Below are 22,275 nucleotides of genomic sequence, written 5' to 3' on the forward strand. Positions count from 1 at the left end.
ATGGAAATTAACAAATTAATTTTAGTGTTGATTTTTACTGAGTTTTACCTAAACCGTGTTCACTAAAAAATATAAAAAGTAATCAATAACTATTTTAAAATTCTTAAATCATGAAGAAAAAGAATGTAACAAAATTGAACCTTCAAAAAAGAGCAATCTCAAGACTTGATAATCCACGTGGCGGACTTGCTGCAGGAAATGCTTCACCAAATCCAGTTCCAGTAGGTACCAATGTATGGTCTAACTGTGAAGTATGTAACACTGTGAGAAAAACACAATGTAAAGGAGGTGATTGTCCTAATTTCACAAGAACTTGTAATGCAGTGTCTGTACCTGTATAAGCAACAATCATAAAAGTGGGCTACATGGCCCACTTTTTTTATTAATAACTTAAAAGAACCGATAATAAAGAAAAAAACTAAAAAAAATTATCACTTAATAAAAGTGCTGTTTCTAAATTAGATCAAGTAAGTGGAGGAGTAGTGATAAACCCAGTAGCTGCAACAAATCCGCTTTCAGTTTGCCCAGTATGCCCATTGCCTAAAGTAACGGATAATACATGTCCTACTGATTGTTTTGCAACATGTTTTTGGACATGCAGGCGTACATGTTTCCCATGCTGGTAAGTTTTACGAATAAAAATTATGATAATGGCGGACTTCGGTTCGCTTTTGTTTTTAAAATACTTTTCAATTCATAAAATGTACGTGTAGAAATTAAGTATATTGTGGTATATTATATGTAATAAAAATGAAAAAGATACTATTTATTGCTGGGCTTTGCTTGGCTCTTTTTGTAGGATATAGTTTTAGTGAAAAGTATATGTATACAAATACATCTTCCCAAAAAGAAGTAGCAAAAGAATTTGATTTGGAAGAGATTTTACTAAAAAATGGATATGCAAAAATTCCTCTTGAAAAATTATTTACTGGACACTTACAATTAAAACTATCGGTGAATGGAGTAGAAGGAAGTTTTCTTTTAGATACAGGTGCTAATGTGACAACAATCGCAGAAAAAAGTACAGACAAATTTCTTATGAAAACGGAGCCACAAGAAGAATTAGCAACTGGCGTAGGTGTCAAAAATATTGAAGTGCAAAATTCAATGAGGAATACGCTCCGCTTAGAATCCTTAGAACTCAGTGATTACACTTTATATGTTATGAATTTAGATCTAGTTAATCAAGCTCTTTTAGATTATGAAATAGGAGAAATAGACGGAATTGTTGGTGCTGACATTTTAAGTGAAAAAGAAGCAATCATAGATTATGCAAAATTAACATTGTATTTAAAAATCTAATATCTCAAATCTATATAGAAATCCCTATATTTAAACTCCAACCAAAACACACACAACATTGAAAAAAGTAAGCTACTTTTTGATGCTTTGTATTTTTATACAATGTCAACCTAAAGAAACCCAAAAAGAAACACCAAAAACGAATACTTCAAAAACTGACAAAACGATTAAAGTTTCAAGTAAAATAGCAACGTTATCCTTAGCAGAGGCCAATCGATTGTCAGCGTTACCGTTGCACTGCATGCAGGAAGAATATCCTAACAAACTCAATCAAACCATTGGTGGTGAAAAAGATTTACAGTCACCAAAAGTATTGCATCCAGCTTTTTATGGATGTTTTGATTGGCATTCATCCGTACATGGACATTGGTCATTGGTAAGTTTACTAAAGCAATTTCCAAAACTTGAAAATAGTGCTGAGATCAGAGTGAAATTGGCTGAAAATATCTCCAAAGAAAACATCGAAATTGAAATTTTATATTTCAAAGGAAAGTTCAACAAGTCGTTTGAACGCACCTATGGTTGGGCTTGGCTATTAAAACTCGCAGAAGAATTACACACATGGAACGATCCATTAGCACGCGAATTAGAAACTAATTTACAACCGTTAACAGACATCATTGTGCAAGGCTATTTAGATTTCTTACCAAAACTATCTTATCCTATTAGAGTAGGCGAACATACAAATACAGCATTCGGACTCACATTTGCGTACGATTATGCCAAAACCGTGAATCATATAGCTTTAAAAAGTCTTATAGAACAACGAGCGAAGGATTTTTATATGGTAGATGCTAACTGTCCCATAACTTGGGAACCTAGCGGATTTGACTTCCTATCACCATGTTTGGAAGAAGCTGATATTATGCGTAGAGTATTAGGAAAAGACGAGTTCAAAACGTGGTTACAAGCATTTTTACCACAATTAGCAGATAAAGATTTTCAAATGGCACAAGGAAAAGTATCCGATCGAACCGATGGAAAACTAGTGCATTTAGATGGTGTGAATTTTAGTAGAGCTTGGTGTTTATACGGAATTGCCAATGAATTTCCAGAATATGCACATCTTAAAAATATTGCAAACCAACACATCAATTATTCCTTACCAAGTATCGTAGATGATAATTATGAAGGAACACACTGGTTGGGTTCATTTGCTATTTATGCCTTAAATACTGCTGCTAATGTTCAAGTGGATTAAAAATATTGGACCTGGTACGCTTGTAGCTGCAGCATTTATAGGTCCAGGAACGGTTACCATGTGTACCAAGGCTGGTGTACAATATGGCTACAGTTTATTATGGGCAATGTTGTTATCCATCATTGCAACCATTGTATTGCAAGAAATGGCAGCGCGAACAGGAATCATTACACAAAAAGGCTTAGCACAAGTTATAAAAGGGCAAATAACAAGTCCATTATTGCGAAACGTAGCTATCTTTTTAATTTTTGGTGCTATTGTCATTGGAAATGCGGCGTATGAAGCAGGAAACATTAGTGGAGCTTCTTTAGGAATGGTAGTTTTTGGGGAAGAAATCGCTGTGTTTTATCCAATTTTGATAGGATTCATCGCTTTCATGGTACTATTTATTGGAAACTACAAAATACTAGAACGTAGTCTTGTTGCGCTAGTATTACTAATGAGCATTTCATTTATAATCACAGCAATTTTAACAAAACCAGATCTTTTGGCAATGCTCAAGGGAACATTTGTACCAACCATACCTGAAAACAGTTGGATCATTATCATTGGATTGATAGGAACAACCGTAGTTCCATACAATCTCTTCTTGCATGCGTCTTTAGTAAAAGAAAAGTGGAAAACAAAAGAAGATCTGGCAAAGGCTAGAAAGGACATGATCATTTCTGTTATTTTAGGAGGAATTGTCTCTATGACAATCATTGTGGCAGCAACAGCTATTACTGGAAGCAATATTAACAATGCTTTTGATTTGGCTAAAGGGTTAGAACCTTTATACGGAGAAAATGCAAAATACTTACTCGGAATTGGATTATTTGCAGCAGGAATTACTTCTGCAATCACGGCACCTTTAGCAGCTGCCTATGTAGCTAAAAGTTGTTTTGGTTGGAAAGCTTCCTTAAGAGACATTCGCTTCAGAGCAGTTTGGGCAATAATCTTGATATTAGGAGTTGTCTTTTCTTCTTTAAAATTCAAGCCAGTAGAAGTCATTACGTTTGCACAAGTAGCAAATGGTTTATTACTTCCAATTGTCGCCATCTTTTTAGTTTGGATCGTTAATAAAGCCAATGTTTTAGGGAAGTATAAGAATACCCTGTTTCAAAATATATTAGCTATTTGCATCATTTTGATAGCACTAATCTTAGGAATTAAAGGGATTTACACGGTATTTTAATCATAAAGCCCAACAGTGAAGTAATCTAAAAGAATAAAAGTAAAAAGATAATTATTTAAAAAATCTAAATTCTAACAGCGAAGCGATCTAAAAAACTAAAAAATGCTACATATCAATTGTGATGTCGGAGAAGGTGTAGGTAATGAAGAAATTCTAATGCCTTACATAAACGCATGCAATATTGCTTGTGGCGGACATGCAGGAGATGTAAAAACAATGCACGAAGTAGTTGCTTTGGCTAAAAGATATCAAGTAGAAATTGGCGCACATCCTTCATATCCTGATCGTGAAAATTTTGGAAGAACTTCTATGGATATGATGGAAGATGAATTCATAAAAATAATCCAAAAACAAATTACAAATCTTGAAGAAATTGTGGCTTTACACGACGCAAAAATTGCACACATAAAACCACATGGAGCCTTGTATAATGATGTGGCAAAAAGTGAAAAAAAAGCACAACTTTTTTTAGATTCAATTGTGAAATATAAAGGTAAATATAAACTCTATATACCCTATAATTCTGTGATTGAAAAATTGGCTTTAAAACAAAATTTTGAAGTCATTTATGAGGTGTTTGCAGATCGAAATTACAACGATGATTTGACCTTAGTTTCGCGCAAAAAAGAACATGCAGTTTTAACTAAAATAGAGGAGGTTATTCCACATGTTTCATTATTGAAAAATGAACAAAAAGTGAAAACAATTTCAGGAACAAAAGTACTCATGAAATCAGATACTTTTTGTGTGCATTCTGACACCTTAAACGCAATGCAAATCATTCAGAAGTTGCACACATATTTTAATTCGGAAAGTCTACAGAGCTTAGACAATTTTCCGACATATAAAAGGTATGGAGAGGCTGGTTTGTTACTCACTTGGGAAGCAAAAATGACACAAAAAGTGCTGTATAACGTGTTGGAATACCAACAAAATATACTAAATTTTAATATTAAAGTTATACTTGATGTAATACAATCAAATAACTCATTATTAATTTTATACGATAATAAAAAAGTAAATATAAAAACGCTCCAACATTTGTTGGAACGACTATTTTTGTTAGAATCTGACAAAATACAGACTTCGACAAGGTGTTGTTGGGAAGTTCCAGTATGTTACGACAAAACTTTTGGAATTGACTTGGAAGAAATTGCTTCAAATAAGAAGCTTTCTGTAAGCGAAATTGTCGAGCTTCATACAGCTCCAAAATACCAAGTTTTTTCTACCGGTTTTTTACCCGGTTTTTTTTACTTGGGAGGACTGGATAAACGCTTACATATCGATCGAAAATCTACACCGAGATTGGAAGTCAAAAAAGGAGCAGTTGGCATTGGTGGAATGCAAACAGGAATCTATCCAAAAACGAGTCCTGGCGGATGGCAAATTTTAGGAAATTCGCCTCTTAATTTTTTTGAGGTTTCTAAAGAAAAACCATGCTTTGCAAAAGCAGGAGATTTTATAAAATTTGTGTCCATTTCTTTGGAAGAATACGAACGAATTTCTGAAGCTATTTCTAATGGAAATTACACCATAAAATCCGCAGAAGTATGTTAGAAATTTTACACAGCGGATTGTATACTTCGGTTCAAGATTTAGGAAGATTTCATCACCGAAATTTTGGTGTTCCAGTTGCTGGAGTCATGGATGATTATCATGCAAAATTGGCAAACCATATTTTGGGAAATGAAGAAAATGATGCGGTTTTAGAAATGACATTACAAGGCGCAGCAGTATGTTTCCATAAAGAGACTCAAATAGCAATTTGCGGAGCTGATTTATCTGCTACACTAAACAATCAACCAATGCGATTAAATGCGTCTGTAAAGGTTTCTAAAGGAGATACACTTACTTTTGGGAAGCGAAAATATGGCGTTCGTACGTATCTAGCCATAAAAAATGGTTTTCAAACAGAAATTGTGTTAAAAAGTAGAAGTTTCTATGATGGAATTACTCCAAAAATAAGAGTTGATAAAGGAGATTTTATTCCATATCAAGTTTCATTACGACCAATAGAAACAAAATCGAATATTGCATTACAAAAAGAAATCTTCAAGAGTAAAGAAATTGATGTTTACGAAGGTCCTGAATTCGATTTCTTATCAAAACAACAGCAAGAAATACTTTTTAAAAGCACATTTTCAATTGGATTGAATAATAGAATGGCATATCAACTTGAAGAAATGTTAAAAAATAGTTGTCCATCCATCATCACTTCGGCAGTATTGCCAGGAACAATTCAGTTAACACCATCTGGAAAGTTGATTATATTGATGAAAGATTGTCAAACGACAGGTGGTTATCCAAGAATTCTACAATTAAATCAAAAAAGCATTATTAGACTTGCGCAAAAACATACGCGAGATCAAATACAATTTAAGAAGCTTTCAACTTAGTAATATCAATTTCGTCCGAAAGTAATTGCATAGCATCTTCTTCACTCAATTTTCCTAAAATATCTTGGGTTCCTTTTCTAAAACCATCGTGATTTAAGAATAAACGCCACAATGCACGAATAAATTCGGTGTAATTCAAACCATCATTCCATTGAATAAACTTTTCAGTAAAAGCCTTGTCAATATGGGATCGAATAATAATTCTTGAGGCATTAATATTTCTGTCTAGGGAAGTCATGTAATGGTAAATCTATCGTTATGTAAAGCGAATTTAAGTTGTAAAAAAATAGCCCACAAGAGGAAAGAGCCTTGAATGAATGGGGATTTTTCCCCTTTTCAAAAGGAAAAACCCTGAGAATTCTAAAGTATATTTTGGGTAAAAATCTCGTTATCAGTTTTTTAACTAGTGTGTTTGGGAATAGTATAGAATTCAAATTTTTAATTGTAATACTTTATAAATAACTTGGAGGCAATAATCAATACATATTATAAGTATGAGTGACTACAAAACCCCTAAAGACAAACTAATTAGTAGTGAAGCAGCTTCAGAATTGAATGCTTGTTTTAAAGCAAAACAAATTGAAGGCTTCGGTGCTAAAAACGACAGTAACTTTTCTTGTTCTAGCTGGTATTCACTAGAAGATTTGGAAGGCTACATCAACTATGTAAAGCAAGAAGCTTTAAAACAAAAAATAACTGTTGATGGAATCCGATTTTATTTTGGTGTATATCCAGAGAGTACTACAGATAAGTCAAAAGCAGGGCAAAACACAATGTTTTTGTGTCCTACTAAAGCATACAGTAGCGAAGAAAAATTTGGAGAAGATAATGGAAGTGACAACAGTGAAGATGTCACTACAATTCCTGCGCTGAACTATGGTAGTACGGGAAATCCTCCTAAAAATGATTATGGCGAATAGAAAGAAATGATTGCATTAGAAGAGTTGAGATTTCTTACAGGGTATTTGGCGTTGGCTACTTTAATTTATGGAATTATTTCATATAGAAATTATTCTAAAACCAATGCCAAATATTTTGTTTATTGTATTTTATTTTCAGTGATTACTGAATTTGTAAGTTTATATTTTAAATCTTTTGGGACTTGGTACTATAATATTTTTGGTGAAACAAACTACCCTATAGCCAATATATTTACTATTGTTCAAATTTCATTTTTTTTATGGTGGATTCAGTTTATTTTGAATTCAAAAAATAGAAAACGTATTGTTGGAGGATTGCTAATAGTATATTTAATTTTTGCAGTATCTAATATAATGTATGGGCAAGAATTTATGGATAAATTGCAGACACATACGTATGCTGTTGGTGTGATTTTCTTACTGATAGCTATTAGTTTTTACTTTGTAGAATCTTTTAAGAAAGAAACAATTTTTAGTATTACAGATTCAATAAAATTCTGGTTCATATTAGGAGTATTATTATTCTATGGTACGTTTATGCCATTTTATTTTGCTTTTCAAGTATTCTTAAAAAGTGATCAACGTATCATAAGTTTAGTAACATTTGCATTAAATGCTATCATGTATATATGTTTTGCTGTAGGATTTTATAAATCGTATAAAAAGAATAATGTAATTGATTAAGTAATGACAGAGGAAGAAATTAAGATATTAGTATTTTTTTGCGCTTCAACGATTTTTCTTATGGGAATATTATTAGTGATTACCTTAGTGTTTTTACATAGAAAAAAAAGGAAATTTATTGAATTAGAGGCTAATATGAAGACGTTTCCTTAAAAATGATATTATTTGAAGAAATCTTATGAACGATCAAGAAATACAAATGCTTGTTGCAGCAACATCCACGGTGTTGCTTATTTTGTTAATCACGGTTATCATCCTGTTTGTATTCTTTCAAAAGCGTAAACTAAAGTTTATTCTTGAAAAGAAAGAAGCGGAAAAGCGATATATGGAAGAAATTGCCAAATCGCAAATTGAAATACAAGAACAAGCTTTGCAAAATATGAGTTGGGAATTACATGATAATATTGGACAGTTATTATCAGTAGCTCGGATGCATATTAATATCTTAGGAACACAACTTACCGAAGAAAATAAAGAGAAACTAGACGATATCAGTGAAATAGTAGGGAAGAGCCTGCAAGAAATCCGATTGTTGTCTAAAACAATGAATACGGAGATTATCCAAAATATGGGACTTATTAAATCAATTGAAGTGGAATTGGATCGATTCAATAAGTTAAATTTCTTAGTAGCAACTTTGCAAGTCTCAGGAGAAGAACGATCGTTAGATATTAAAGAAGAAATCATATTGTTCCGTATCTTACAAGAGTTCTTTTCAAATGCCATTAAACATTCCAAAGCAAAAAACTTGGAAGTAACATTAAATTTTGAAACCGATAAATTAGCTATTCTAGCACAAGATGATGGTGTTGGTTTTGATGAAGGAGAAATAGAAAAAGGATCAGGATTAATTAATATGAAAAGCCGTGCTGCAATCATCAATGCAGAATTTGTGATGAAATCAGCAAAAAATAAAGGAGTTTCCTTAACTTTAGCCTATCCCTATAAATAAGAGTAATGAAAAAACATTCAGTTGTAATTGTAGATGACCATTTATTGTTTGCTCAATCCTTACAAGGTTTGGTCAATGCATTTGATGAGTTTGAGGTTTTGTACCATGTAAAGAATGGAAGCGAACTTATAAAGAAATTATTAGAGTCTGAAAATGTCCCAGATATAATCTTACTAGATATTAATATGCCAGTGATGAACGGTTTTGAAACTATGGAATGGATTAAAGAAAACCGACCAAGTATCCAAGTATTGGCACTTTCTATGGACGATCACGAAGAAACTATTATAAAAATGCTACGTTTGGGCGCAAAAGGATATTTGCTGAAAGATATTCATCCAGAAATATTTTATAAAGCCTTGAATGAAGTAATTTCTAACGGAATCTACTACTCCGAACGTGTAGCAACTACCTTATTGAATTCGCTACATGGAAATGATGAAAAAGAAGTAGCTAACGGAAAACCATTGAAAGATACTGAGCTGACGTTCTTGAAATTGGCGTGTACAGAAATGACGTATAAAGAAATTGCACAAGAAATGTGCTTGAGTCCAAAAACGATTGATGGCTACCGCGAATCTTTATTTAAGCATTTTAAAGTAAAGAGTAGAATAGGTTTGGTATTATACGCAATTCGAAATAATTTAGTGAATAGTAAATAGACTGCTTAGACTTTTTTGAAACGCTGTCGCTTATAGATTTTTAGATACAATTCGCTGTGAACTTGTTAAGCACTTGTATTTTTTTTACGTGCTTATGTTTTTTTACGTGATGCATTAATGATTTTAATATATATTCCTAGCGCATCAATTCGATATAATCAGGAATGCTTTGATATGCTAGTAAGTTCTTAGATGGAAACAAATTTACACTCCGACAAGCTTAGTGTAAACAAAAAGAAGTTAAAGGGTTTATATGTATAACTGTCTTCGCTTTGTTTTAAAAAGTAGTATTAAAAATAACAACTTACCCAATATCCAATACCTAATTCCAACTTATCCTTAAGCTTAATCTTTCGTCGCTTAGATTTTTTGAATACGGATGTTAAATCTAATTTGACAACATTTTTATTACTTAGTTTATGAGACAATACAAATTCATTGTCTGTAATATAGATAAAAGTTGCATTCAGTGTTCCAACCATTTTTCCATTTGTAGCTTTTCTTGTAGGTTGAACTGCCTATCCAAAAGTATTTCCAACTTTTAAAAGATTCATCTCTTTTTCGCCTTTTTCCATTTCGGAAATTCTGTCTTCAATACTTTTATGACAATAACACGGAAAATTCCAGCTTCAGGTTTTACTAGTAATTAATTGGTCATAATGAGTTTATTATCCAGAATTCAATTGAGTTTCTTTACACCATTGAATCATTCAACAACAACGGTTTTACCTGTTTTTGTCTCCAAGCATAATATGACATCTGCAGAATGCAATTTTCTCCTTTTCTAAAAAAGAAATAGATGAACTTGTAATGCTAAAACCTAATACTCATAATAAAACGAAAAGTTTTATCAGTTTCATCTTTTTAAGGTTAAAAAGTTGACAAACTAAAATTCGAGAAACTAAAAAAAGAATATCTAAAAATGAATGTTAAACTTGTGTATACGTTGTCTTAAAAGGAACTCTAAATTGCGGACCATAAATTCCATTTTCACTTCGAACGCCACAACCAATTATCATATTAATTTCAGCGCCACGCGGTAGTTTTAGGATTTTTTTGACGCGTAAGGTATCACTTCCTTCCATTGGGCAAGTATCATAGCCAATTGCTGCCATACTAATCATAAAGTTTTGTGCAGCTAAGCCAGCACTTTTATGTGCCACAATACGTAAATCGCTCAAACGAACTTGTCTGTAAATAGGTCGAAACAAACCAATAATATTAAACACGGCATATTTTAGCCAACCATAAATTCCAAGAAAGTCAGGATATAATGTCGGAATGAGTTTTTTATAGTAGTTGATCGCAAATTTTTCTCTTCTTGAGTATTCTTCTTTCGACTTATTACCAAAAAGATTTTCATAAAATTCGACATTGGCTTTTGCACGTTGTCTCCATTTATCTTTTCTGGTTACAACGACTACCAATTGTTTTGCAGTTTTTGCAGCATTTTGCCCCAAACAAGCTTCTGTTAATTGTTTTAAAACGGTAATATCTGTGACATGATAAAACTCCCACAACTGTAAATTGCTACTTGTAGGTGCTAAAACGGCGTTTTTAAGGCAGTTTTTTACTTTTTCGGCATCAATTTCAATGTCTTTATCAAAAACGCGGACAGAGCGCCTGTATTGAATAGCTTCGGTTACTGTTTTTTCTGAGGTCATATACAAACTTACGGATCTTACGCGAACAAAAAAAGGGAATACGTGTTACAGTATTCCCTTTTCAGTTTCACCTAAACCAATTTCTTGAAGTGAGTGTAAATGTTAAAAATTAGTTTGGATTACTTGTACCACACTCTGTTGGAATACAACTAGATCCACAAGTTACATTTGTTGGGTTTGGTGGTGAGCCTGGATTTGTTGTTCCAATTGGAATAGGTCCGCAGATAAAAGTTGGATCTTCTGGCGGCTCTGTAGCACTTAAACATGGAGGAGCAAATGTCCAACAAAATTCAGTGTAATACCCTGTTCCTCCACTTAAACTTGAAGCTTCCAAGGAAGAAACGGTTCTTTTTCTTAATGATAATCCTGAAATTTTCTTTTTTTTCATAATTAAGTATTTAATAGTTTATAAAATGCGTCTATTTTATTGTTAGCCGCATGTTAATTGATGATCGATCTCAGAACAATATTAACTGTGATTTTTGAAGAAAAAAAGGAAGAGAAACCTAAATTAAACGAATTTGACTTCAATATTTTTAGTATGAGATTTAAGATGTGTATGAAGATTTGAAATTTTCTTGAATGCTTTGAGAACGTTGATTTCAAAAGGTTTTACGGAAATAAATTTACCCGAAATTAAACAAAAAAGGGTAGCTGATAAATGTACAATTGTTGTAATAAAGAGTATGTGATTAGAAACTCATCTATGTTCTTGCTATGAAAGAATTGAATCCATAAAAAAAAGAGGATGCAAGCGCATCCTCTTTCTTAATTTTATAATAGTATTTTATTACATTATCGAGTAGTTACAGTTGTGTTGTCACCACATCCTGGATTTAAACTTCCTGGATTACAATTAGGAACACAGGAGTTACCGCAAGTTTGATTGGTTGGACAAGTGTTAGATTGTCCTGTTCCAGGACCTGTTCCTCCACAATCAAATCGAGAACATTGTTCAATACTATCTGGCGGTTCAGTATTACTAATACATGGAGGAGCCCACGTATATGAACCACCTTTTACAATATTAGAATCAAAAGAAGAAATGGTATTCTTCTTCAGTGACAATTTAGTTACTTTCTTTTTTTTCATAATTAAATCTGTTAATATGATGCCTACTTTTGATGGTTTTCGGCTTTCCCATTTCTAGATCGATCTAAGAACAATATTAGCGTAGTTTTAAGGAGGAAAAAAAGAGGATTAACCTAAATTAGACAAAACGATAGTTATAGTTTGCAGCCACAAGAAGCCTCTGTGGCAAGTAATGTAGGGCATCCGTCAGTACAACCGTGATTGGCCCCAGTGACATCTGTTAATGTTCCTCCTTTAATTTGATAAACTTCAGCACTTGTAATTTTTGCAATGTTAATTTATTTACCGATAATTTCTTTTGAATTTGTTTTTTCATGATACGTGATTATGATGTGTTAATTATTTTAAAGCCCCATATACTAAGGCACTGTAAATATATTTAAACAAATAGAAGAGTAGGTAATTTGTATGAATTTGACCAACCTAAACTAGACAAAATAGGACAGTATTTTATGTTTGCTTATTTAATGTTTTAATATAATATTAAGGATATAACTTTGTATGTTTTTTGAAATGTTTAGCAAAGGAATCAGCACTTTTATATCCAACTTCTTGCGAAATTGATTTGATAGAATACGCTCTAAATTTGAGATCGTTGTTTAAACGTTTTAATGTATACGTAATTCGTAAGTAATTAATGTAATCGTTGAAGTTTTTCTCTTTATGTGTATGAATAATTTTGGTTAAATAGGTTGTATTGGTTTTAACTTTTTTGGCAACAAAACGTAAATTACAATTCGGATCTAAATAAAATTCTTGCTCTTCAAATTTTTGTAAACGTTCTAAAATTTCAGTTGTTTTTTTATCATTGATAATGACTTCTTTTTTAAGTGTATTTTTTTCTTTTTCAGTTGAAGCTTTCTGTTGTTGCTCTAAAGTTGCCACTTTTTTATGAAGTTATGTAAAAATCGCTTTTCTTTTCTTAGCTCTGCATATAAAAAACGAACAACTTAATATTAGAATAATCGCTAAAAATATAGTGAGAAGTTTTAATTTATGATAGCGAAGTTCCTTGGCATCACTGCGATCTTTTTGCTTTTTTATTTGTGCCGTGTATATAAGATCGTTTACACTATTTTTTTCTTTTTGGTATTTGTATTGACTTTCTTTTGAAGCTGTACGATAGAATTCATACAAATGGTCATTATCATTTTTATGATAATTATCTGCCAACAGTTCTAAAATTGAAGTGTATTCATAGGGAATGAAATCTAATTTTGATGTTAGTTCATTGTCTTCTATGATTTGTAAGGCTTGTTTTAGAATGTCTATAGAATCATCGTAACGCTTTAAAAGATAATAGCAATTTCCTATATAATAGTATACTTCAACTAATCTTTTTTCGTTGTGAATGAGTTTCTTAGCTGCCTGTAAATTTTTTAATGAAGTAGAATAATCTTGCTTTAAAATATACGCAATACCAATATCAATATAATAATAGCTTGTATTAAATGAATCTTCTTCTTTTAAAGCTATTTGAAGTCCTTTGTTACTATAGACTAAGGCAGAATCGGGTTGATTTAGCTTTAAAAAACTCCCACCAACTCTTAAGTATAATTTCCTTTCAGGATGAATTGTATTGGCTTTTTCATAATCGGCTAAAGCTTCTTCAAAACGACCTGCTTTTCATTTCATTTTCCCTAAATTACGAGTTGACGTAGCTAATAATCCGGGATTGTTTAATTGTTCTGCTATAGCGTCAGCTGCTAAGAAATATTCAGTAGCTTCTTTGTCGTTTCCTATTTCTTCAGAAATAACACCAAGCAACGTAAGTGTTTGAAATTCTTGCCCTAAAAAACGGGAATCTTTTTGAAAATAGGTAAGACATAATTTTGCGTATCGTATGGAAGCGTCATCATCACCTTTTATTTTTGTGTTTAACGCAGCATACATGTATGCATATTGTACAGCAGTTTCATTATTTGCTTCTTTAGCGTGTTGCAAAAATGCTCTTGTATATATGATGGCATTATCAATGTTTTTATTTCGATTTGCTCTGCTTAGACGGCTTAATTCGCCAATAGTTTTTTGTTGAAGACTATCAGGAATTTCAAAATAATCGTCTTGCGCATGTATTACGTTAACTATGATAAATAGAAAATAAAAGCAAGAGCATAATTTTTTCATGAAAGTATATTCTGTTAAAATGGTATCTGCACTGAAGAGAAAAAAACACTAAAAATACTTTAGTAAAAACTTAAGAAGCTTTATTTTTCCTTTATATGGAGCATATCTTACGGGAACATCTAACCACGTTTTTTTATTGGTAATTGATTTTTTGTGCGAGAAGGTATCAAAACTTCCTTTCCCATGATATGCGCCCATTCCGCTATGACCAACACCACCAAAAGGCATTCTGTGGTTTACAAAATGGGTTACGGTATCATTGATAGCACCACCGCCAAATGAATAGCGTTCTATCATGCGTTTTGCAAATTTTTTATCACTCGAAAATACATACAAAGCCAATGGTTTTTCATAATGGGAAATGATTGTATCGATATCTTCCAACTCAGCATAGACTTGAATCGGTAGAATTGGACCAAAAATTTCATCAAGCATAACCTCACTATTCAAGGCAGGTTCATCCAAAAGCGTAGGAGCAATGTACAACTCGTTTTTATTGGCAACGCCGCCATATAGTACTTTTTGATCTTCCAGCATATTCGCTAAACGTTGAAAATTCTTTTCATTGATAATACGTGGGTAATCTGGAGAAGCTTGCGGATCTGTTCCATAAGCAGCTTCAATTTCAGCAATGAGTACTTTTATAAAGTCAAATTTGGCTTGCGCCTGTACAATCAAATAATCTGGCGCAATACAGGTTTGTCCCGCATTCAAAAATTTTCCCCAAACAATACGCTTAGCGGTCAATTTAAAATCGGAATGAATATCAATAATACATGGATTTTTACCACCGAGTTCCAAAGTAACAGGCGTTAAATGTGGAGCAGCTGCTTTAGCTATGATTTTTCCAACATTAACACTTCCTGTAAAGAAAATATAGTCCCAACGCTGTGCTAAGAGCTCTTGTGAGACAGGAACACCACCTTGAACCACTTTTACATGATTTTCATCAAAAACAGCCGAGATGATTTCCTCTACAATTTGAGAAGTATTTGGTGTTAATTCCGAAGGTTTTAAAACAACCGTATTTCCTGCAGCTACAGCTCCAATTAAAGGCGCTAATGCCAGTTGATACGGATAGTTCCAAGGCGCAATAATCAAAGTAGTTCCGTAGGGTTCAGAGTGAACGCGGTCTTTGGAAGGGAAATTTAATAAAGCTGGCCAAACATGTTTTGGTTTTGCCCAAGATTTCAGTTTTTTTATCGTTAATTTCAACTCTGAAATTACAATACCAGTCTCCGAAATTACAGATTCAAACTTAGGCTTCTTAAAATCAGCATATAAAGCATCACAAATATCATTTTCACGTTTTATGATTTCTTTTGACAGCTTTTTTAAGACCTTTTTTCGATACGTAATATCTTGTGTTTGTCTAGTTTTAAAAAAGTTTTTTTGCGCTAGCACAATTTCGTGACAGTTGTATTCCATAAGCTTTTGTAATCGATATTGCTAAATTATCAAAAAAATAATTTTTGCGAATTCTAGACTTTTTTAGTTTAAAATTAAGGTGTTTTTGGATTGTTTTTTAATTTCTTCAGTGTTCAGTAGCATCTTTCTAAACTTCCCTTGGATGTACATTTCAGCTTGATCGTCATAATGCTCGCTGAAAGGATTTCCAGATTGTCCTGTTGGTAAAATACTCATGCTATTTTCTATGTCAGAAAAATCAATCACACGTCGTGTAGAAGGACCAAAATACACTTCATAGGTCCCTGCTTCGTTGTAGTTAAAACCTAGGTTATTTATAACTTCTTGCGTTCCAGCAATTTCATACGGACCAACATTAAACCAAGAACGAAGCATTTCAACTTTTCCTATCGGATGCGGATGTTCAACAGTATGTACTTTATTCCATGTCCAAGTGTTAATGTCACTTCCAAACTGCGTTTCTAAATGTGCGACGGCTTCTTTGAATGATTTTACTAAGATGTCTTTTCGAGTTTCTTTTGCAGTCGTGGATACATCGTCATACCATATAGATTCTTTGAACAATAATGATGACGTAAAACGTTTTGCAAGATGTGTTTTAATCAACATTTCAAAACTTTCTTTAGCAAGTTCGTCTGAAAATGTATTTTTTAAATAGTGATAAATGAATCGATGATACATTGTAGGAGCAATATCTGTTAATTGATTATCTCCATTCCAATTTTTGAGTACGTTTATCACTTCTTCCTCTTTTGAAGAAAAATCAGCATTTGCTATAACATTCAGGACTTCTTGAATGGTCTCTGCATGAACTTTTGACGTAACATCAAGTGTCATTTGCATTACATCTTCTTTCGTCCATTTGTTATTGGCTTCAATTAGTTCAACAATACGCTTTCCTCTATTTTCAGGTAAATAATACCCTGGATATAAACTTCCGCTGATACTATCAGGCTGATTATTGGCTGAATATACATAATTCCATGGCGGATTGGTAGCGCTAGGATTTTCGGAAGCATCCATAAAACGAACAGGTTCATCATTGCCAGAAGTTCCATCCAAAATCAGTTTAGAGTTTACATGTGCAGGACGTTCAGTCAATTGTCCCACAGCATACCAACCAATATTATCTTGTGCGTCACCATACATTAAATTTAATCCTGGTGCATGAATTTTAGGCAAAGCTTGTTCAAATTCTTTTTGATTTTGTGCATGCGACATCGTATAGCAAGCATCTAATAATTGATTTGGCCGTTGTATATACATCCAAGACATGGCAACAGATTTTTCAAAGTCAATTTCATCGGCAATTCCATTTAATATTGGTCCGTGTTTTGTGCGTTTTACTGTAACAGTCACATCGTCGGCATCTTTTACTTTGATAGTTTTCGTAGTTTCTCCTAAGATTGCGTTTTCATCTTCCCAATAAAAATCAATATCATCATTTTCAAACATGGTCATTCCATACGCTATTTTTCGATTGTGACCTAGTAATGGAAATGCAACTCCAGCCAAATGATATCCATACATTTCATAAGTTGGTGTATGTACATGAGCTTCATACCAAACTGAAGGTTGTGCAAATCCAATATGTGGATCATTGGCAAAAAGTACTTTTCCTGAAGCCGTTTTTTGTGGCGCTATTACCCAACTATTACTACCGATAAACTGCGGAATTGGTAATGGTTTTAATGCTTTATCAACGGCAGCAATCATGGTGTTTTTAACTTTTGCAGTGTCTTTTGCAGGATAATTCTGTATGAGTGTTGTGTTTGGATCTATATGTAAACCTAAATCTGTAAGATAGTCATTACCCAAATTTTGTTGGATACTCGTTAACAACGGATCAGTTTTGTGTGCCATGGCAAAACTAAATGCCATATAACCAAAGATGTTGTACATATCTTTAATGACGAATTTAGTTTTGTCGATTCCTGTTAAGTAAAATTCAATTGGAGTAGCGCCTTGTTCTACAAACTGATTGATTCCGTCAATATAGGCTTGTGCTAAAATGTAGCTTTTAGAGTTTTTATCTAAATTTTTAACCGTTGTTTCCGAAGCTTCATCAATTCCGGTTGCGGCAAAAAAACGATCGGTGTCCACTGTAGCATCTCCAAACACTTCTGATAATCTTGAAGGTGCAATTCTTCGCATCAATTCCATTTGCCACAAACGATCTTGTGCATGCACAAAACCTAAAGCAGTAAAGGCATCTACTTCATTTTGAGCATAAATATGAGGAATTCCATAGTCATCATAATGAACAGTAACTTCTTCTTGAATATTCTCAATATCAAAACTTCCGTCATAAGTTGGAAGTAAGGTTCTGTAGAAAATGTATCCAGCAATGAGAATAACTAGTAATACAATTCCAAGGATTTTAGCAGCTTTTTTCACAAGTTGGTGTTTTGTTTAAAACTACAAAAAAATTGTTTAGAGTAAAACTTTTATTCTTCGATTGACATTTTATACGCTATCAATAGTGTAGTGATACATCAAAATATATTTTGGATTCACATCTGTTCAAAGAGTATTATTTATTACAAGATAAATTATTAGCTAAAAATCATTATTATTTTACACTGTTCGTTCTATTAATCAAGGTATCTTCTTTATAAATTGAAAATACGTTCTCTTTAAACTACTTCATGTTTCCGTTAGTTTTGATTCACTATTAATCTTTGATTATTCAATCATTAAAAAAATCAAAATCGTTTGTAATTGAACAAAAATTATATGTACAATTTTTGAAGAACTATTTTTAATGGAAATATCATTTATGAGTGGTAGTATTTAAATACATTTGAATTAGAAAGTTTAAAAAATACCTCGTACATATTTCAGTGCGAGGTTTCGTTTTTTTTAAAACTAGTAGAGTAGCGAACAATTCAAAATTGTTCTAAATGAAGTTGCAGGAATTCTTTTAGGGTATTTATCTTTCTCTTCTTTACATACTAATTAATTGGCGCTGTATATGTAGTTCCTTCTTGACAAGGACCTTCACAGGTTTGTCCATGATATCAGCCATAAAAGCGTCTTGTAAATTTGAAATAGATTTTTTATTGAGTTTTATTGATTATAGATGTTTCCTTTTCGTGATATATATGTTTATGATTCATATATGAGTGCAAAAGAAAAAATCATTACCCATGTTTTTTTAAAAAGGCTTTTCTAAGCGTTCTCTACAGCAATCATTGAAATCTCCACATTGACATATTTTGGTAAATTTCCAACTTCCACGGTTTCTCTGGCTGGCGCGGTTTCTTCGTTAAAGTATGTTCCATATACACCGTTGATTTTGGAAAAATCATTCATGTTTTTTACAAAAATAGACGTCTTTACCACATTGTCAAACGTCATCTGCGCTGCTTCTAATACCGAAGATAAATTTTTCATTACGAGTTCCGTTTCTTCTTGAATGGTTCCTTGAAGTAATGTTCCATTTTTTGGATCAATAGCGATTTGTCCAGAAGTATATAAAGTTCCGTTAATTAAAACTGCTTGGTTGTATGGTCCAATAGGAGCAGGAGCGTTTGGTGTTTTTATGATTTGTTTTGCCATGGTTTTTTGGTTTTGGTTTTGGATCTTGGGTTTTGGTCAAAGTTAAGATTTAATACCCAACACCTAATATTACAATCTTCTATCTGGTTCGCTTCGTTGTTCCCATTTCACATCACGTAAAATAGAGGCTTTGATTCCTATAAAGAAATACCAAGAAGCACGCGAACTAAACGGAACCCAGTTAAAGTTGATTCGCCAACTCTTTAAGTCACGTTCAAAACGCATTTGTGTAAAAGTGAACCCTTTGTTTTTAAAATCGTAACCAGAAGAAACTCCGACTTTCCATTGTGGCGTAAGTTCTACGTTTCCAGAGAACATCAATGAGTTATTGGAAATTTCATTCTGTCGATTACTGTTGAGATAGGTGACCGTGTAGGCGAGACGTAAATCCCACGGAATCTTGGCTCGGTAGGCTTCTACATCTTCTTTTTCTTCGTCATCATCGTCATCGTCATTAAAAGTTTGTCGATCACTAAAGTCTTGTGCCCTACCAAATAAATCGTCGTCTCGTCCACCGCTTCTAGTATTGTCAACACTACTATCACTTTTACCTTCTAAGCTTTTACTAGAAAAGGAATAATTAAAGTTTAAGTTAGCACTTGTTAAACGGAATAAACTTCCTCCATTGTCAATATTGAATTTGTTAATACGAATCCCTTGATTATCTATAGCGTACGGATCTAAATTTGCACCAAAATTGACATTCAATTTATTGTTGAATAATTGCGTACTACCTGAAACTCTCACTGGTGACCAAGCCAAAGAATCTGCTGCGATATTATAACTTGTAGAAAAATTTAAACTATTCAAAAGCATTACCTTTTTGGATTCTGTTTGCGTAGAATCTTTCGGTCTTACTTTGGCTTCTACAGTATTGGCAAGATTGATTCCTATGGAACTTGCAAAATTTCTGCTCGGCGTTCCAAAGAGCCCATCCTCAAAACGTGTATATTCCTGTACTGTGTTATTGTCAGCATCAATAATATATTCGTCATAATATTGATTGAATGCTGGATTGTAACTATAACTTATGGAAGGTCGTAAGGTATGTCGTATGGCTTGAATTTTTCGGTCTTTTCCACGATCAAAAGTTCCGTATAGTGTAGTACCAACACTCGCACTAAAGTTATACGTTCTAAACGAATCAAATCCGCTAATGGTATCTTTCACAGAAGCAATTTGTTCACCTGTAGCTTGATCTATGGTTGCGTCTGAACGTCTGGAGGTTTGTAAGGTCCAAACTTCATCGTAATTTCCTCCCAAACTCACACTAATATAGTTGAATACCTTAAAGTTTGTATTTACAGGAATACTGTGTCGTACACCAACTTTTGCATCATCAAACATTTCTTTGGTAAAAAATACAGAATCTGTAGTATTGATTCTGTTCTCTCCACGCAAGTTGTATTGGAAGTTGACGTTTTTTAGAATTCCCTTTTTAATACCATCTTTAGGAGCAAACGGATAAATACGTTCTACACTTGCTTGCAAAGTAGGCAAAGTAAGATTGATACTTTCTGTTTGCGTATTTTGAGTGTGTGTAGCTGTTAAAGAAACATTTACCGATGGGTACGATGGAAATGTCTTGGAATACGAAACTGATGAGTTCAGTGTGTTATTCAAGAAATTTGGAGTATTCAGTTGATTTATAGAAGCTTGATAGAACGAACTACTACCTAAGTTTACCGAAGCAGAAAATCGTGAATTCGGATTGGCTTTTGCATCTTGATTGTGTGACCAGCGAATATTGTAAATGTTTGACTTGCTGTAATCTGGAAAACCACGTTGACTATTAATCACGGCTTCAAATCGCATACTTAAATTCCCGCGGAAGCGATAACGTAAGGCATAATTGGATTCAATCCGGAAGGCATAACTTCCATTCGTATAATAATCACCCAAAAGTGCCAGATCAAAATAGTCACTGACGGCAAAATAATAACCACCATTTTGGAAGAAATATCCACGACTGCTATTTTCTCCGAAAGTTGGAAAAATAAACCCAGAAGCTCTATCGTCTGTTAATGGGAAATAGGCAAACGGAAATCCAATTGGCGTTGGTACGTCTGCGATATACATATTAGTGACACCAGAAACAATCTTTTTGTTTGGAACTAATTTAATTTTTCGCGCTAAGAAATAATATTCAGGATTATCAATGTCTTTTGAAGTTGTAAACTTAGCATTTTTGATAAAAATAACGGAATCGTTTTCCTTTTTTGTGAGTTCTCCAAAAATTTGAGTGCTATTTTGTTCGGTTCTAGAATTCCAAATCAAAGCTTTTTCCGTGTCAAAATTGAAACGAATAGAATCGGGTTCTACGATATTGTCAGCTTGTTTAAAATATGGAGCTTGCGAATATACACCAGCTGTATCTTTCAAACGACCTGCGTATACTTCATTCTTCTCATAATTTAAAATGATAATTCCAGACTTTAGTTCTGTATCTTGATAGTAAATTTCAGCTTCATCATACAAGAGAATTTCTTTTTTACGTTGACTAATTTTTACATAATCTTTCGCCTTATACTTTACCTGATCGAGTAGAATAGGTTGTTTTGCAGGAACGGAATCGTTTTTAATAGAATCGTTCTTAACAGAATCTCTTACCTTACGAGTTCCTATCTTAAGAGCATCATTCACATTAACCTTTACCGTATCGGTTTTCTTTTCCTTTTCAGGCTCAAAAGGAAGTTTGTTCCTCTCAGGAAGTTCTTGTGAAAAAGCAAAGAAACTCATGAATAAAAATATGAGCTGTATACCTATATAAAATCTCTTTGTTTGCAATGGTCTAATCCAATATTCTTTATAATACACAAAAGAAAGCTTTCTTTTATGAATAATCAACTAACTTTTATATTTTCGTTTATCATACGAAAGCCGTAAAAGTATGGCTCAATATTTGAAGTGCCAAACCTAGTAGTGTATTTTTATCATACATTTATGATATTTTAATTATAATTAACACAATAAGTAAAGCACAAAACGCATTATTATCATAGCAAACGAATAGAAATCAATTTTATGCATAAATATTTTTTAATAATCATTCTTATTTTTTCATCAACATATGGTATTGTAGCAAATGCAATGATAGAAAAGGAGCCAACGA

Annotated in this window: 21 protein-coding genes and 1 pseudogene; 10 read left to right on the forward strand and 12 right to left on the reverse strand. The window is 32.9% G+C overall.

Annotation, left to right across the window (positions count from 1 at the left end; translation table 11 throughout):
• Nucleotides 1–110 precede the first annotated feature (110 nt).
• The 6 genes from MK119_RS05425 to MK119_RS05450 all read left to right on the forward strand — a co-directional run bounded on the left by MK119_RS05425 (nucleotide 111) and on the right by MK119_RS05450 (nucleotide 6,073).
• Nucleotides 111–341 (forward strand): hypothetical protein, encoded by a 231-nt coding sequence (locus MK119_RS05425; RefSeq protein WP_290671624.1) that lies wholly within the window; start codon nucleotides 111–113, stop codon nucleotides 339–341.
• A gap of 409 nt (nucleotides 342–750) precedes the next feature.
• Entirely contained in the window at nucleotides 751–1,302 is a 552-nt protein-coding gene (locus tag MK119_RS05430) for a retropepsin-like aspartic protease (RefSeq protein ID WP_290671626.1), read from the forward strand.
• Between the two features lie 58 nt (nucleotides 1,303–1,360).
• Nucleotides 1,361–2,503 (forward strand): DUF2891 domain-containing protein, encoded by a 1,143-nt coding sequence (locus MK119_RS05435; RefSeq protein ID WP_290671628.1) that lies wholly within the window; start codon nucleotides 1,361–1,363, stop codon nucleotides 2,501–2,503.
• Nucleotides 2,487–3,677 (forward strand): Nramp family divalent metal transporter, encoded by a 1,191-nt coding sequence (locus MK119_RS05440; protein ID WP_290671630.1) that lies wholly within the window; start codon nucleotides 2,487–2,489, stop codon nucleotides 3,675–3,677. Before MK119_RS05435 ends, MK119_RS05440 begins: the two co-directional genes overlap by 17 nt.
• Before the next feature lie 102 nt (nucleotides 3,678–3,779).
• Nucleotides 3,780–5,234 (forward strand): 5-oxoprolinase subunit PxpB, encoded by a 1,455-nt coding sequence (gene pxpB, locus MK119_RS05445; RefSeq protein WP_290671632.1) that lies wholly within the window; start codon nucleotides 3,780–3,782, stop codon nucleotides 5,232–5,234.
• Entirely contained in the window at nucleotides 5,228–6,073 is an 846-nt protein-coding gene (locus MK119_RS05450; protein WP_290671634.1) for a biotin-dependent carboxyltransferase family protein, read from the forward strand. Before pxpB ends, MK119_RS05450 begins: the two co-directional genes overlap by 7 nt.
• On the opposite strand, the gene MK119_RS05455 is transcribed toward MK119_RS05450, so the two are convergent.
• Entirely contained in the window at nucleotides 6,054–6,311 is a 258-nt protein-coding gene (locus MK119_RS05455) for a hypothetical protein (protein WP_290671636.1), read from the reverse strand. The genes MK119_RS05450 and MK119_RS05455 overlap by 20 nt on opposite strands.
• A gap of 256 nt (nucleotides 6,312–6,567) precedes the next feature.
• On the opposite strand from MK119_RS05455, the gene MK119_RS05460 reads away from it, so the two are divergent.
• The 4 genes from MK119_RS05460 to MK119_RS05475 all read left to right on the forward strand — a co-directional run bounded on the left by MK119_RS05460 (nucleotide 6,568) and on the right by MK119_RS05475 (nucleotide 9,291).
• A complete protein-coding gene (locus tag MK119_RS05460) occupies nucleotides 6,568–6,993 on the forward strand; it encodes a hypothetical protein (RefSeq protein WP_290671638.1) in 426 nt (141 codons plus the stop codon).
• 6 nt (nucleotides 6,994–6,999) lie between these two features.
• On the forward strand, nucleotides 7,000–7,677 hold the full coding sequence (locus MK119_RS05465) for a hypothetical protein (RefSeq protein WP_290671640.1): 678 nt from the start codon (nucleotides 7,000–7,002) through the stop codon (nucleotides 7,675–7,677).
• A gap of 178 nt (nucleotides 7,678–7,855) precedes the next feature.
• A complete protein-coding gene (locus MK119_RS05470) occupies nucleotides 7,856–8,629 on the forward strand; it encodes a histidine kinase (RefSeq protein ID WP_290671642.1) in 774 nt (257 codons plus the stop codon).
• Nucleotides 8,630–8,634: 5 nt separating this feature from the next.
• Nucleotides 8,635–9,291 (forward strand): response regulator transcription factor, encoded by a 657-nt coding sequence (locus tag MK119_RS05475; protein WP_290671644.1) that lies wholly within the window; start codon nucleotides 8,635–8,637, stop codon nucleotides 9,289–9,291.
• Between the two features lie 929 nt (nucleotides 9,292–10,220).
• Here the strand turns inward: MK119_RS05475 and MK119_RS05480 are convergent.
• The 11 genes and pseudogenes from MK119_RS05480 to MK119_RS05525 form a co-directional block, all read right to left on the reverse strand.
• Nucleotides 10,221–10,955, reverse strand: coding sequence for a nitroreductase family protein (locus tag MK119_RS05480; RefSeq protein ID WP_290671646.1), 735 nt, complete (start codon nucleotides 10,953–10,955; stop codon nucleotides 10,221–10,223).
• Nucleotides 10,956–11,064: 109 nt separating this feature from the next.
• Nucleotides 11,065–11,343 (reverse strand): hypothetical protein, encoded by a 279-nt coding sequence (locus MK119_RS05485; protein WP_290671648.1) that lies wholly within the window; start codon nucleotides 11,341–11,343, stop codon nucleotides 11,065–11,067.
• A 407-nt stretch (nucleotides 11,344–11,750) separates the two neighbouring features.
• Nucleotides 11,751–12,047 (reverse strand): hypothetical protein, encoded by a 297-nt coding sequence (locus tag MK119_RS05490; protein WP_290671650.1) that lies wholly within the window; start codon nucleotides 12,045–12,047, stop codon nucleotides 11,751–11,753.
• 483 nt (nucleotides 12,048–12,530) lie between these two features.
• The gene (locus tag MK119_RS05495; RefSeq protein ID WP_290671652.1) at nucleotides 12,531–12,932 is read right to left on the reverse strand and encodes a helix-turn-helix domain-containing protein; all 402 of its coding nucleotides are present in this window, start codon (nucleotides 12,930–12,932) and stop codon (nucleotides 12,531–12,533) included.
• 12 nt (nucleotides 12,933–12,944) lie between these two features.
• Nucleotides 12,945–13,220, reverse strand: coding sequence for a hypothetical protein (locus tag MK119_RS05500; protein ID WP_290671654.1), 276 nt, complete (start codon nucleotides 13,218–13,220; stop codon nucleotides 12,945–12,947).
• A 69-nt stretch (nucleotides 13,221–13,289) separates the two neighbouring features.
• A pseudogene (locus MK119_RS24215) lies at nucleotides 13,290–13,622 on the reverse strand (tetratricopeptide repeat protein); the annotation flags it as partial.
• A 51-nt stretch (nucleotides 13,623–13,673) separates the two neighbouring features.
• Nucleotides 13,674–14,174 carry a hypothetical protein gene (locus tag MK119_RS05505; protein WP_290671656.1) on the reverse strand — a complete coding sequence of 167 codons (501 nt, stop codon included), beginning with the start codon at nucleotides 14,172–14,174 and terminating at the stop codon, nucleotides 13,674–13,676.
• Nucleotides 14,175–14,222: 48 nt separating this feature from the next.
• Nucleotides 14,223–15,602 carry an aldehyde dehydrogenase gene (locus tag MK119_RS05510; protein ID WP_290671658.1) on the reverse strand — a complete coding sequence of 460 codons (1,380 nt, stop codon included), beginning with the start codon at nucleotides 15,600–15,602 and terminating at the stop codon, nucleotides 14,223–14,225.
• A gap of 63 nt (nucleotides 15,603–15,665) precedes the next feature.
• Nucleotides 15,666–17,999, reverse strand: a complete 2,334-nt coding sequence (locus tag MK119_RS05515) for a penicillin acylase family protein (protein ID WP_290671659.1) — start codon at nucleotides 17,997–17,999, stop codon at nucleotides 15,666–15,668.
• Between the two features lie 774 nt (nucleotides 18,000–18,773).
• Nucleotides 18,774–19,163, reverse strand: a complete 390-nt coding sequence (locus MK119_RS05520) for a Rid family detoxifying hydrolase (protein WP_290671660.1) — start codon at nucleotides 19,161–19,163, stop codon at nucleotides 18,774–18,776.
• 69 nt (nucleotides 19,164–19,232) lie between these two features.
• Nucleotides 19,233–21,902, reverse strand: coding sequence for a putative LPS assembly protein LptD (locus MK119_RS05525; protein WP_290671662.1), 2,670 nt, complete (start codon nucleotides 21,900–21,902; stop codon nucleotides 19,233–19,235).
• Nucleotides 21,903–22,275 lie beyond the last annotated feature (373 nt).

The organism is Kordia sp. (assembly GCF_022447245.1).
In the GTDB taxonomy this organism is placed as follows: Bacteria; Bacteroidota; Bacteroidia; order Flavobacteriales; family Flavobacteriaceae; genus Kordia.